This window comes from Reinekea marinisedimentorum (assembly GCF_004341165.1).
In the GTDB taxonomy this organism is placed as follows: domain Bacteria; phylum Pseudomonadota; class Gammaproteobacteria; order Pseudomonadales; family Natronospirillaceae; genus Reinekea; species Reinekea marinisedimentorum.
The window spans coordinates 1-12,984 of sequence record NZ_SLZR01000001.1; the positions used below are offsets into that span (position 1 = coordinate 1).

14 protein-coding genes are annotated in these 12,984 nt (G+C 50.2%); 7 read left to right on the forward strand and 7 right to left on the reverse strand.

The features are described from left to right. Nucleotides 1-225 precede the first annotated feature (225 nt). Together BCF53_RS00005 and BCF53_RS00010 are read left to right on the forward strand one after the other, a co-directional pair. Complete coding sequence (locus tag BCF53_RS00005) at nucleotides 226-960, forward strand: NYN domain-containing protein (RefSeq protein WP_132698587.1); 735 nt, start codon at nucleotides 226-228, stop codon at nucleotides 958-960. Nucleotides 961-970: 10 nt separating this feature from the next. Continuing rightward, nucleotides 971-1,207, forward strand: coding sequence for a VF530 family protein (locus BCF53_RS00010; protein WP_132698589.1), 237 nt, complete (start codon nucleotides 971-973; stop codon nucleotides 1,205-1,207). A gap of 176 nt (nucleotides 1,208-1,383) precedes the next feature. Here the strand turns inward: BCF53_RS00010 and BCF53_RS00015 are convergent, their stop codons facing one another. The 3 genes from BCF53_RS00015 to trpB form a co-directional block, all read right to left on the reverse strand. Then, complete coding sequence (locus BCF53_RS00015) at nucleotides 1,384-1,821, reverse strand: hypothetical protein (protein ID WP_132698591.1); 438 nt, start codon at nucleotides 1,819-1,821, stop codon at nucleotides 1,384-1,386. A gap of 193 nt (nucleotides 1,822-2,014) precedes the next feature. Beyond that, nucleotides 2,015-2,779 (reverse strand): tryptophan synthase subunit alpha, encoded by a 765-nt coding sequence (gene trpA / locus BCF53_RS00020; RefSeq protein WP_132698593.1) that lies wholly within the window; start codon nucleotides 2,777-2,779, stop codon nucleotides 2,015-2,017. Further along, nucleotides 2,779-4,041 carry a tryptophan synthase subunit beta gene (gene trpB, locus BCF53_RS00025; protein ID WP_132698595.1) on the reverse strand — a complete coding sequence of 421 codons (1,263 nt, stop codon included), beginning with the start codon at nucleotides 4,039-4,041 and terminating at the stop codon, nucleotides 2,779-2,781. Before trpB ends, trpA begins: the two co-directional genes overlap by 1 nt. Nucleotides 4,042-4,435: 394 nt before the next feature. Between trpB and BCF53_RS00030 the strand changes: the two genes are divergently transcribed. Genes BCF53_RS00030 through BCF53_RS00040 form a run of 3 tightly spaced genes read left to right on the forward strand, consistent with a single transcriptional unit; the run spans nucleotide 4,436 to nucleotide 6,447 of the window. Continuing rightward, the gene (locus BCF53_RS00030; RefSeq protein ID WP_243645739.1) at nucleotides 4,436-4,912 is read left to right on the forward strand and encodes a TetR/AcrR family transcriptional regulator; all 477 of its coding nucleotides are present in this window, start codon (nucleotides 4,436-4,438) and stop codon (nucleotides 4,910-4,912) included. A 38-nt stretch (nucleotides 4,913-4,950) separates the two neighbouring features. Continuing rightward, nucleotides 4,951-5,712 carry a hypothetical protein gene (locus BCF53_RS00035; RefSeq protein ID WP_132698597.1) on the forward strand — a complete coding sequence of 254 codons (762 nt, stop codon included), beginning with the start codon at nucleotides 4,951-4,953 and terminating at the stop codon, nucleotides 5,710-5,712. Next, a complete protein-coding gene (locus BCF53_RS00040) occupies nucleotides 5,713-6,447 on the forward strand; it encodes an NUDIX hydrolase (protein WP_132698599.1) in 735 nt (244 codons plus the stop codon). It abuts the gene before it with no gap. Nucleotides 6,448-6,460: 13 nt separating this feature from the next. Here BCF53_RS00040 and BCF53_RS00045 read toward each other — a convergent pair whose 3' ends face one another. After that, nucleotides 6,461-7,762, reverse strand: coding sequence for a sensor domain-containing diguanylate cyclase (locus BCF53_RS00045; protein WP_132698601.1), 1,302 nt, complete (start codon nucleotides 7,760-7,762; stop codon nucleotides 6,461-6,463). Then, on the reverse strand, nucleotides 7,759-8,640 hold the full coding sequence (locus tag BCF53_RS00050) for a phosphate/phosphite/phosphonate ABC transporter substrate-binding protein (protein ID WP_132698603.1): 882 nt from the start codon (nucleotides 8,638-8,640) through the stop codon (nucleotides 7,759-7,761). The genes BCF53_RS00045 and BCF53_RS00050 overlap by 4 nt, the downstream gene beginning before the upstream one ends. A 288-nt stretch (nucleotides 8,641-8,928) precedes the next feature. Between BCF53_RS00050 and BCF53_RS00055 the strand changes: the two genes are divergently transcribed. Together BCF53_RS00055 and zntR are read left to right on the forward strand one after the other, a co-directional pair. Then, the gene (locus tag BCF53_RS00055) at nucleotides 8,929-10,602 is read left to right on the forward strand and encodes a methyl-accepting chemotaxis protein (RefSeq protein ID WP_165901760.1); all 1,674 of its coding nucleotides are present in this window, start codon (nucleotides 8,929-8,931) and stop codon (nucleotides 10,600-10,602) included. Nucleotides 10,603-10,716: 114 nt separating this feature from the next. Next, entirely contained in the window at nucleotides 10,717-11,130 is a 414-nt protein-coding gene (gene zntR / locus BCF53_RS00060) for a Zn(2+)-responsive transcriptional regulator (protein WP_132698607.1), read from the forward strand. 8 nt (nucleotides 11,131-11,138) lie between these two features. Here the strand turns inward: zntR and BCF53_RS00065 are convergent, their stop codons facing one another. Next, nucleotides 11,139-11,630 (reverse strand): GNAT family N-acetyltransferase, encoded by a 492-nt coding sequence (locus BCF53_RS00065; RefSeq protein ID WP_132698609.1) that lies wholly within the window; start codon nucleotides 11,628-11,630, stop codon nucleotides 11,139-11,141. Nucleotides 11,631-11,648: 18 nt separating this feature from the next. Continuing rightward, nucleotides 11,649-12,935 carry a ribonuclease J gene (locus BCF53_RS00070; RefSeq protein WP_132698611.1) on the reverse strand — a complete coding sequence of 429 codons (1,287 nt, stop codon included), beginning with the start codon at nucleotides 12,933-12,935 and terminating at the stop codon, nucleotides 11,649-11,651. Nucleotides 12,936-12,984 lie beyond the last annotated feature (49 nt).

Here is a 12,984-nt window from a genome sequence, read left to right on the forward strand (position 1 = left end):
GTCTAATTCACTTCTTGCCGGGAGCGAAAAAGACGGAGTATTGCAGGTCACCTCCATTTTTTGAATGTGTGTCGCACTTAGTTTATGAATTCGGCCATCGTAAAAGGGTGTTGAATCGTACGGCCTTGTTTTGCCTACGCCGTACAGCAACGCTGGTGCTCATTGACAACCTTAAGATTTAAACGGAAGCTAACCATTCCACTGAATGCAAACAGGCATAAATACATGGAACAACCGTACAAACAAAAAATCGCCCTGTTCATCGATGCAGATAATGCACCCGCCAAAAAGTTTGAAGACGTTTTGAATGAAGTGGCCAAATATGGCGTTGTCAGTATCAGAAAGGCTTACGGCAACTGGAAGAAAGAGTCTATAAAACCCTGGGAAGAGCATCTGCACGAATACGCGATACAGCCTGTTCAGCAGTACGATTTAGTCAAGGGCAAGAACGCTTCAGATATTGCATTGGTCATCGATGCAATGGATGTGCTGTACACTAAAGATATCGACGTGATGTGTTTTGTTTCATCCGATTGCGATTTTACACCGATGGTGACCCGCGCACTGGCCGAAGGCAAAGTGGTACTCGGCTTTGGTGAACGTAAAACACCCGCCCCCTTCGTAAACGCCTGTTCTAAGTTTTTGTTTTTGGATGATGAAAACCAAAATGGTGAAGAGACGCTCAGCAGTTCGGTTAAAAAGCAGAACAAGAATATCAAATCCAATACCAAGCTGATTAATCTGATCCGGCGCGCCATTCAGGCCACGGAAGATGAAAACGGTTGGGCACTGTTGGGCCCGGTGGGTTCTCACATTTCCAATAAGGTTTCGTTCGATACCCGCAACTACGGTTACAAGAATTTAAGCAGCCTGATCAATGCGATTGACCTGTTTGAGTTGAAGCGCGGACCGGGAAATTCCTATATGGTACGCGATATCCGAAAGAAGAAATCAAACTGAGTTAATATCAATGAGTACCGAACAACCGAACAATCCGTTACACGGTTTAACACTGGAAAACATACTGAAGCAGCTAGTCGAGCATTATGGCTGGGATGGTCTGGCCGCCCGCATTGATATTCGCTGCTTTAAGAGCGACCCATCGGTGAAGTCGTCACTGAAGTTTTTACGCAAAACAGGCTGGGCGCGGGATAAGGTTGAGAAGCTTTATGTAACGACGTTCAGTGGGGATAATCCCTGGCTTTAGCGAGCCTGTTCCCGTAATTTTGACAACTTTATCTACCGGCTTCAGTTGTCATATACATGACTTATTTATTGCAATAAGAAAGGCCGCAACTGCGACCTTAAATGTAGGCATACGTCAGCAAACGACTTCAAGTATGCTACAGCAATTAACTCGACTTAATACCTGTTTAATGCTTATTAGTAATCGCATTCAGGAGTTAAGTCAGCTTCGATCATATTCGTCTTGACCATTGAAAAACTCTCACTACCCGTCGAGAACGTATACTTACTGCCCTCTGATGTGACCGTTACATTCTCGTCGTTATATTCACTATAAAATGTGCTACCAGAGACATGCGTTAGAGTATCTTCATCATCAAAAATCCAGTAACAATCATCGTAGTCATCATAACTATCACCGGCGTAATCGAAGCTGGCAACAGAGCCATTTTCCCTAACTAAAATAAAATACTCATCAACTGTACCATCTTCATAACTATCAGAGTCATCATAAACCCCTGCAAGGTCCTTAAGGCTAGTGATATCGGCAGATTCACCGCCACCACTTTCTGACCCACAGGAGGATAATGTAACCGCTGCAATTGCCAATGCGACAGATAGAATTTTCTTTTCCATTCCAATTATTTCCTTATTACAAGTTGGAATCGGGAAGTCTCCCACCTTGTCAGCATCAGGTCAATATATTGAATGGATAATGTGCAGGCTGTGCAGATAATATGTAGAGAAAAATAAAAAAAGGCCGCCATGGCGACCTTAGTTTCTATATATGCACCTTATTGAATCAACAGACTCGATCCCGACCCGAAATTTAAGCCAACTCCGAATCCACCAACAGCTGCTTCATCTTCGCCGCCGCCTTCTCACTGCCTTCTTCCCGTTGCCATTCAATATATTTAGAACAGAACGCAGCAATTTCTGCGGTGCCGGTCAGCGCTTTTAAATCTTCTGCGGCGCGAACACCAAAGCCGATGGCAAGTGGCAAATCGGTATGCGCACGAATGCGGGCAACGTAAGCTTCAAACTCTTCGCCCCATTGCGTTTGCTTACCGGTCACGCCCATGCGTGAAACCACGTAAATAAAACCGCGAGCAGATGCGCAAATTTTTGCAACACGCTCTTCACTGGTGTTTGGCGTCACCATTAAAATAGGTGCAATGCCAAGTGCATCTAACTTAGGTAACCAGGGTTCAATTTGCTCAACAGGCATATCCGGAATAATCATGGCTTTAATGCCCGCAGCGGCGGCATCTTCAAACAGTTTTTCCAGGCCGTAGCGGTAAAGCGGGTTTAAATAGCTCATTAAGATGAACGTTGCCTGCGGGTGTTTTTTAGAAACCTTCGCAGCCAGTTCTAACGTCGCTTTTACGGAGCCGCCGGTTTTTAAGGCATCGTAACAGGCGTTCACCAGGGTGTGGCCATCGGCCACCGGATCGCTGAACGGTACCTGCAATTCAATCATGGTGACGCCGGCTTCAACCAAGCCAGCAATGGCTTTTTCGTTTTCATCTAACGTTGGGAAGCCAACAACAGCGTGTGACATCACCTGCAATTTTTGATGCTGTGCTGGAATCATTATTTCTCTCCCTTAGTTGCTTCTTCCAGTTCTTGTGCACGCTTGGCTTCGCGTTGCAGAAACTGTGTCCATTCCGGTTGCGGGAAGGCATGAGCGATGTTGAAAATGTCTTTATCGCCGCGGCCGGATAGATTGATGACGATGTGTTGATCGGGACTCATTTCCTTGGCACGTTTAAAGCCGCCAGCCAGTGCGTGAGAAGATTCCAGTGCGGGAATAATGCCTTCGGTTTTCATCAGCAGTTTAAAGGCTTCAATCACTTCGGTATCGGTGGCGCTGTCGGCTGTGACACGGCCGGTACGCGACAGGTGCGATAGGATCGGTGACACGCCAACGTAATCGAGACCGGCGGCGATGGAATGGGTATCGCCCAACTGGCCGTCTTCGTCCTGCAGGAACAGGGTTTTGTAGCCTTGGGCAATGCCGTCTTCGCCGGTATTCGGCAACATACGGATGGAGTGTTCGCCCGGCAGGAAAGAACGACCGCCGGCTTCTACGCCGATCAGCTGTACGCTTGTATCGTCTAAAAAGTTACTGAATGCGCCCATGGCGTTAGAGCCACCGCCCACGCAGGCACAGACGGCATCCGGCAGTCGGCCGATTTGATCCAGCGCCTGCTGTTTCATTTCCTGTGAGATCACGCTCTGGAAGTAAGTGACCAGCTCCGGGAACGGTGCAGGGCCACAGGCGGTGCCCAGCACATAGTGTGTGGTTTCAACGGTGGCGGCCCAGTCGCGCAGGGCTTCATCGAGCGCTTCCTTCAGGGTACGGGCACCGGTTTCTACGCCGACCACTTCTGCGCCCAGCTGACGCATCCAGAAGACGTTGGAATACTGACGTTCAATGTCGTCGGCACCCATGTAGATGGTGGCCTGTAACCCTAAACGGGCAGACATGATGGCGGTAGCCAGGCCGTGCTGACCGGCACCGGTTTCGGCAATCACGCGCTTTTTACCCATGCGTTGTACCAGCAAGCCCTGGCCAAGTACGTTGTTGACCTTGTGTGCGCCGGAGTGGTTCAGGTCTTCACGCTTCAGCCAGATTTGAGCGCCGCCGAGCTCTTTGGAAAGACGACGCAGCGGTGTGAGTGGCGTTGGGCGGCCACTGAATTCCTGGCACAGGCCGACGTATTCCTGCCAGAAGCTTGGGTCGTCGCGCAGATCTGAAAACATTGTTTCCAGCTCCTGCAGTGCAGGGAGCAGAATTTCCGGCACGTATCGGCCGCCAAATTCACCAAAATAGCCTTCTTCGCTACGTATCATTCTCTATTTTCCTCTTCGACAGAGCTTTGTGCTTTCGTTACGGTTTGCTGCCGGATCATCTTTTTACAGGACGCTCAAGTACATCCTTGTATCGCTCAACCTCGCACATCCATGTGCTCAAATGCCTGTAAAAAGATGATCCGGCAGCAAACCTCTATTCAGTGCCATTAGCAAGCTTCCAACTAAATGTATAACGTGCCAAACATGCTTCACTAAGGCTGGTAATCGGTGCGGCTTTCAATGGGCATCCGAGCACATGGATGTGCGAGGTTGAGCGCTACATGGATGTACTTGAGCGACCATTGAAAGCCGCACCGATTGCCAGCCTAACCACCGACCTTAACTTTCCCGTGACTTTAACTAAACGGTTTAGTAAAGTTTGCGCCAGATATTCATGAGATTCAAGACCGAAATGGCGCAAAATTCAAAAAAACTGCAAATCGCCGAATCTGCCCTGCCCCTGTTCCTGGAAAACGGCATTAAAGGCACCTCAGTCGATATGGTGGTGAAGGCTTCGGGCGTGTCCAAGCCTACGGTATACAACCACTTTCCGGATAAAAGCTCGCTGCTGCACTACACACTGCAATGCTGGCTGGAAGACCAGCCGAAGCCCACGTTTGATGCCGCCGATGAGGATACCCTACTCTCGCAAATTGAAAACCAATGGTTAACAACGGCCGCCACCCGGCTATACGGCCTGTTCATGGGTGAAGGCAACCGAGCGCCGGAGGCCCGGGAACTTTTCAGTACAGTGTATGATCAAACCCGAAGAGAACTGCTCGCTGCATGGGCTGCTGCCCATAACCAACCCAATGAAGGGTGGCAAGCAACGGTAAGTCATCTTATCTTCAACAGAACACTCTACGCTTAGTAGAAACTGTGCAGCAGACGATTTCAGGGATCAACACTATGCGCGTCATACTTTCATTGCTGGCAGCCCTATTGCCGGTGCTCAGCGTTGCCGAAACTGGCTGGTCTGTCGGGCTAATTTCAGCCAGTGCCGATAACTACGAAAGCGATGCCGAAAGCCAGCTGTTGTTCCCTCCGATCATTCACGCAGATGATAAAGATTTTCTGTTTATACCCAACGTTCAATACGACTGGCAACAATGGTCCGCCGGGCTTACCGGCATCAGCTGGCACAGCAAAGAGGTTGAAAACAAACCCACCACCACCGTCAAGATTGGTTATCCTTTCTCGTACATTGATGTTTCCGGCGGTGAAGGTTTTAAACGCTACGGCGTTCGTGCCGGCACCCAATACGATGACGGCTTTATCGGCCAGTTGAATCTGACCGGCGGGCCGCTCGATTACATATTGCAGCAGGGTTTTGGCGAGCGCGACGATCAGTTTGGCCAAACCGTTCGATTATCCGCACCGGTTTATTTCAGTGAAGGTCGCCCTTCCGTGTTTGCCAATGCATCACTCACCCTGAATAACGCCGAACTGGAGCAGCATAATCTAGACCTTGATTATGCTCTGAGCGAAGATAACTACCTGCACCCGGCGATCGGTGTGTTTGGTTTTTACGATTTCACTGCCAAGCTCTCGATTTTCCAGTCATTTGAATTGCGGTTAAACAGCAATAAACTGGTTGACGAAGTAGACGATATGAAACGGTTAAGCTTCAACTATGTCACTGTGCTGACCTATAAATTTGGTAACGAATAGATGGATGTTTTTGAAATAACTTTTAACCCGTTCAACGGTGCTGAAGTTTCACATACCGGCAAGACCATTTGTGATCAGTCGATTAACAATTTGCTCATGGCCATGCGCGAATTAAATAAAGATTTAATCTGGCTGACCATCAGTATTGAAAACGCTTACGCCATTCCGTTACTGACCAGCGCCGGTTTCGTTTTTCACATCTGTCAGGAAGATAAAATCACGTTAATCCATCGCCTCACCGATGGCGCACTGGCACCTTTTGCACCCACCCATACCGTCGGCGTTGGTGGTTTTGTGCAACGTGAAAATGGTGATGTTCTGCTGATTCGCGACCGAATGATGAACGGCAAAGGTTTTAAACTACCCGGTGGTTATGTCGATGCCGGCGAAGGAATAGAACAGGCCGCCCAACGCGAAGTGTTTGAGGAAACCGGCATCCATGCTGCTTTTGATAGCCTGGTCGGCATGGTTTCTAAGCACCCGCATCAGTTCAACAAAACCAATCTCTATATCATTTGTGCGCTCAACCCGAGCAGCTTTGAAATAAATATTCAGGACACAATGGAAATTGAAACTGCTGTGTGGATGAGGCCGGCAGACTTTATTGCCGACAACGACAGCAGCCGTTTCCATCGCCACCTGGTAGAAAGCCTGATCGATAAAAATGGTTTGGGAAAAAACAGTTTTAGGTTTGAATTTCAATCGCAAGCGATGCGGGAAATGTTTTTAATTTAGTGCAGCTTCAATTTTATTCTTCGCCGTACATCTGCACCTGATTTTTCCCTTTATGCTTGGCGGCATACATGGCAAGGTCGGCGTGAATCAGCAGCGTTTCCAGATTACTGCCATGCTCAGGAAAACAGGCACCGCCCACACTGACACCAATTTCACAAAGCGCCTGCTGCACACGGAACGGCTGAGCCGTGGCTTCCACTAAGGTATTGGCAACCTTTATGACGTCTTCCTGTGTAATGACATTACGCAGTGTCAGTACAAACTCATCACCACCAACACGGTAGAGCCTGAAATCATTCGCACCGGTTAACGACAACCGCCCAATCGCACGGTTACCAAAAGCACTCAACAACTCATCACCAATGGAATGCCCCTTGGTATCGTTAACCGCTTTAAAATCATCAAGATCACAAAACAGAATACAAAAGGGTTCACCCTCTTCAATCAACCGTTCAACATCATTGTGAAACTTGTGGCGGTTGGGCAGCTCTGTAACTTTATCGAAGTAAGCCAGCCGGCGCTGTCGGGAGTTTGATGTTCGCAACATGGCTCTCATGGTATCGAGCGATTGCGCCAGATCGACAAGTTCTTCGTCGGCCAGCAGCTTTATTTTTTCATCATAGTTCTGCAACCCGACCTGATGCGCTCGGGTGGCAAGGTACTGCAGCGGCTTCAACAGGTAACGGGTAATGGCATAGTTGTAATAGAAGCTGGTGGCAACCACCAGAGCCGCAGCGAGCAGCAAAATAATACTCAGCTGCGTAATAAAATCATTGCTCATGTCTTCAAACTGAGAGGCAATTTTACTTTCAACAACCTGCTTTGAATCCAGGCTGACAATCGCCACAACATAACCCAGCTGCACAGACTGGCTGGCCACCGGGTGGACAAACAGCAGATCGTCTCCAAACGGCAACGAGCTGATCATTTGTAACGGCGTGGTCTTTATCAGCTGCAGCAGTGCAACCTCATCTTCAACGGTTTGGTTAAGATTCACCAACAGCCTTGAGTCGTTATCGAAAATAAAAACGTTAGAAACTTCGCGGTTACGGGCAACCGATTTCAGAATTATTTCCATTTCGTTGAAATCGTAATTGTAAATAGGATTGAACAGGCTTGATGCCATTGAATCCATCAAAATAGAAACCTTCTGTCGCACCTCTGCATCGAGCGCGGCATCCACGGATTCAACAATTAATACCTGCTGATTTTTACTGACCTGAAAAAAGGCAAAAACAGACAGGCCCATAATCGCAAATACCGATACGATCATGACCAGCAGGTAAAATTGCTTTATACGTGTACTTAGTTTCATTCAGCCCGATCAGTCAACACAAAATCGTAGATGGATTTCAGGTTCTGGTAGTCGTCCGCATTCAGTTCATCAAACTGGTAAGATTTTTCATACGCTTTTAACACCGGGTGCTCACCCTCTGCGGCCAATGCGTACAAGGCGGAAATGATCTTCCCGATGTTTTCCTCACCCAGCTGTTGAGAGAACAATTCAACGGCACGCGGGTAATCCGGTGATTGCCAAAAGCGTTTCAGGTGAGCGGCCTGCGGCTGCTGTAAATAGCCCTCGTCTTCCACATCGGTACTGCTGAAGATAGCGCTGTCGGTCAAACCGCGGGAAAGCCAGGCCCAGCTGTTCTCCTCATCGCTACTGAAAACAATATTAACGTGATCTGCCGATTTGGTATCTCTCAGGCCACTGAGAAAGTTAATCGGCAAGCCCTGCTCACGCAATTGACGGTAAACCAGAAAGTAACCACTAAAGCTGCCATTATCTTCCGCGGTGATACTTTTACCCAGCAAGTCCGCCCAGTCGTTTATCTGGTCATTACTGAGCAGTACCGATCCATAACTGGCCACGCCCTTTTTATGGCGGCGCAGATAGGCCTTCATATCGCTTTCCGAGTGAATCAAGGCTGCGGCATAGGCGGATTCTGACACCCAATGCACCTTGCCGGCCTTGACCTCTGCCAGCAGAGCATCAAGGTTTGGCATCACCTTAACCTCAACCCGATCGAACTGACTAAGCCCGGCCTGCTCGATCACCGTTTCAGCAACCGGCTTGAGTGAGTCGACGACCTTTTTGGTATTGTTTCCAACACGGGCAACAACAAAGGGTTCTGCCCAGGCAGAAGAAAAGAATATCCATAGCACAACTAAAGAAATGAATCGTATCAACACGCTTGTCTCTGCTTCTTAATCTTAGAGTGATAAAAAAAATATAGCAGTGAAAACCCACTAAAACGATTGGTAAAGTTAATTCGTACATAGTTCAAATTCGATTAGCTGCTGCAATCCACGATAAAACGGTCGGTTGCACCGGCAGATTTAGCATTTAACAACTAAACTCCCCGAAAACAGCAGTGCTTTGTTTTCGTTTGCTGTGCAAACCGATTGCACGGCCCGCCTAAAGCTTGCTGTTGAATTGTCGATAACAATAAAAATACCAATGCACAGAGGATGTCCAACATGTTCAAATCTTTAAAAGTACAAATGTTTGCTCTGGCATTAATTCCATTTGTCATTATTTCTATCACCAGCCTGTTTATTCAAAGCTATGCACTGAATAAATTTGATGACAGCGTCTCCAGCCTGACCGAGAAAAACCTGCTCGAAGCCAACAAGGTTCGCTTAAAATCCATTATGGAAAGCGTTGAATCGTTGTTAGAGCCTTATACCGCAAAACCCGGTAAAGAAGGTATGGAAGATGCTCTGAATATGCTTAAGGGCTTTGCCTTTGATGGCGGCAGCGGTTACCTCTTCGGTTACGATGGCAAAGGGAACCGGTTACTGCTGGGCACCTCTGACACCGGTATTGGCACCAACTATTGGAACCTGAAAGACACCAAGGGCAACTTCCTGGTCCAGGACCTGATGAGAGAAGGCAAGGCCGGCGGCGGCTACGTTACATACTGGTTCCCAAAACCCGGGTCGAATGTCTCCGAGCCGAAATACGGCTACGCCATTTATGTTCCTCAGTGGGATTTAATGCTCGGTACCGGTTTTTACATTGACGGGCTGGAAGAGAGCCTCGCTGAAATCAATAGCAAAGCCGTGGAAGCCAAGAAGCACGCAGGAACAATTTCCTCCATTGTTACGTTGCTTATTGCAGCCGTTATCGTTGTGGCACTGATACTGTTCATCCGCATGATCAGCAGCAGCCTGAATAACTTTAAACAGTCGGTTCAGGCATTGGCCAGTGGTGAGGGTGACCTGACCAAGACCATTGCGCCCAGCTTTATCACCGAACTGAACGAAATTGCCAACGACTTCAACACCTTCCTGGCGTCTATGGCCGGCGACATTCGGGCGCTGATCAGTTCCAGTGATTTGCTGAGCAGGCTGGCCAACGATTCAATGGAGCGGCAACAGCATCAGGTTGAATCGACCGAGCAGCAGAAGCAGGAAACCATTCAAACGGCCACCGCGGTTGAAGAGATGGTTGCCACGGCCAGCGAAATAGCCAACAGCGCCGAGGTGACTCGCGGCGCAACGGAAGATACCGAATCTGAAATCACCAACGTACTTACCCAAGTGCATCATTCCGGCGAAAATCTGGATGAACTCAGCGAGCTGCTCATGAACGTGGAAGCCAGTGTTCAGGAGCTGGGCGCCAGTGTTGATTCCATCAACGAGGTGCTCAGTGTGATTCAGGGGATTTCTGAACAAACCAACCTGCTGGCGCTCAATGCTGCCATCGAGGCCGCCCGCGCCGGTGAACAAGGCCGCGGCTTTGCCGTGGTGGCCGACGAGGTGCGCTCACTGGCGCAACGCTCACAACAGAGTACCATCGAGATTGGCGAAATTCTGGAGAAGCTACAGAGCAGTGCCGGCCGCACCGCACGCGACATGAAGCTCTCGACAGACAAGCGACAGACAGTGGTCGACTCTATGAACAACATCCGTGAGTTGATCGATTCGGCGACGGTATCCATTAAGAAGCTGACAGAAATGAACGTTCAGGTCGCCACGGCGGCGACCGAGCAATCGGCTGTTGCCGGTGAGATTTCCGGCTCAGTCAGTGGCATTGCCAACCTGGCTGAAGACATTGGCCTGAGCGCGACCCAATCTAAAGAGAAGTTTGAAGAGCTGCACCAGATTGCCGGCCAGCTAAACGCCATTTCCGCCAAGTTCACCGTTTAAAGACAGCGATCAGGCAACAGGCCACAGCGTTGTGGCCTTTTTTATGCCCGCCGTAGCAACCCTAAACGTTAGACTATACTCCTAACTTCTTTGATCGAGACTGAGGATCCTGCAATGAAAATCGGGCAACTGGCCAAGCTTTCCGGTCTTTCGGTGCACACACTGCGCTATTACGAAAAGTCCGGCTTGCTCAAGGCTTCCGGGCGCAGCAGTGGGAACTACCGCATTTACAGCCAGGACGATTTAGCCACCGCGCAATTTATCAGACGGGCGCGCAATATTGGCTTCAGCCTGGAAGATGTTGCCGAGTTCCTCTCTATCCGGGCCGACCTTTCCGGCCACCAGTGCGGCGATGCCAAGGCACTGGCCGATCAGAAAATTACCGAAGTGGAAGCAAAAATTGCCGAACTGCAGCAGGTGCTGGCAGCACTGCACCGGCTTTCCGATGCCTGCTGCGGCGGCAGTAAGAGCGCGATTCACTGCACCATCATGGAAGCCCTGGATGGCACCGACGCGCTCACTCCCTAAGGCCCGGGTTACAGAGCCAGGCGCATCTCCTGCCAGCTGAGGCCGCCGTGGTCAGAATCGGACGGGCCCAAATCCTGATAACCGAAACTCTGGTAGAAGCCAATCAGCCCCGTCTGGCAAATCAGATAGATAGACGCCTTCTGCATGTGCTTCATGCGGCGAATGTACTCGTGCATCAGCTGCTGTGCATAACCACGGCGCTGAAACGCCGGGTCTACCACTACCGACATAATCACAATGTGGCGGCCTGCCGGGTCATGGCCGATCAGTTCTTTGAATTCTTCATCTGACAGCTGCACGCTGTCGGTCGCGCCGCCATTGATAAAGCCAGCCACCTCGCCAGCCTGCTCCAGAACAATAAAGCCCTGTGGATAAGTTTCTATACGTTTGGCTATTTTCTCACGACTGGCGGCCTCATCACCGCCGTAGCCCAGGGTTTCAATTTCAAAACAACGATCCAGGTCAGCCATGGTGACCGGGCGAATTTGCACTTCCTGCATTCGGGTTCCTGCTTATATTTACGATTGATTAATGGCAATGCGACCGATGGTCACCTGTTGCGGGCGAACACCGACAGGCTCATTGAGAATAAAGATATCGCCATCCTTGCCGGTCAGTTGCCGCTGCACGCCCGCCCTTCTGGCAATGGAGGCATTCGCCAGTAAGTGCTCACGCTCACCATGCACCGGTACCGCAACCTTCGGCTTCACCCATTCATAAAGCTTGGCAAGCTCATCGGCGCAGGGGTGGCCGGAGGCATGAATCAGCCATTCAGAATCTGCCGACTCAATCACCCTGATCTCTTTACGCTTCAGCTGCTCCACCAGCCGTTGCACCGGCTGTTCATTGCCAGGAATCACCATGGAGCTGAATATAACGGTATCGCCGGCGCTGATTTCAAAGTCGTAAAACCGGTCATTGGCCAGGCGGTTCAGCGCCGTTCGCGGCTCGCCCTGACTGCCGGTTGCCACCGCCAGAACCTCTTCCGGCAACAGGTATGAAAGATGGCTGGAATCCGCCAGTGTCAGATCTTCCGGCCATAAGCCGGCCCGCCGCGCGGTTCGATACATGGTCTGCATGGAGCGGCCCAACAGCGCCATATAGCGCCCGGTTTGCTGAGCAATGCGGCCCAGCGTAATCAGCCGCGCAATATTACTGCCAAAGCAGCTGACAACAACTCTGCCCTTTGCCTGCTGAATATGATTCAACAAGCCTTCGTAGCAATCGCCTTCCGATTCTGAGTGCCCCGGCTTCACAGCATTGGTGGAATCACACACCATGGCAGTGATGTTCTCCTGCGCCAGTTCTTTAAACTGATCGGCATTGAACGGGTCACCCACCACCGGGTCGGGATCAATCTTCCAGTCTGCGGTATGCAGCACATTGGCGGCTGGGGTGCGGATAACAATGGAGTGTGAATCGGGAATGGAGTGCGTCACCGGCAGCCATTCAACACAGAAGCAGCCCATCTCCACCCGGCTGCCCGAAGGCACGACCGTTAGCGGCACCTTACTGAGCAAGCCTTCACTGTTGAGCTTGTTGGTCAGTATCTCTGCTGTGAATGCCGTGGTGTACACCGGGCACTGCAGTCGTGGCCAAAGTTGTGCAACGGCACCGATGTGGTCTTCATGGCCATGGGTGATCACCATGCCTGCCAGCTGTTCTTTGCGATCTGCAATAAACTGAGGGTTGGCGGCCACCAGCTCGTGCAGCTGCTTACTGTCGGGCGTCAACGGTTCGTTAAAGGTCATGCCACAGTCGACAATCAGCCACTGGCCGTTGTGGCCGTATAGGTTCAGGTTCATACCGATCTCACCGGTGCCACCTAAAGGAATAAACCAAAAGTCCTTCTCA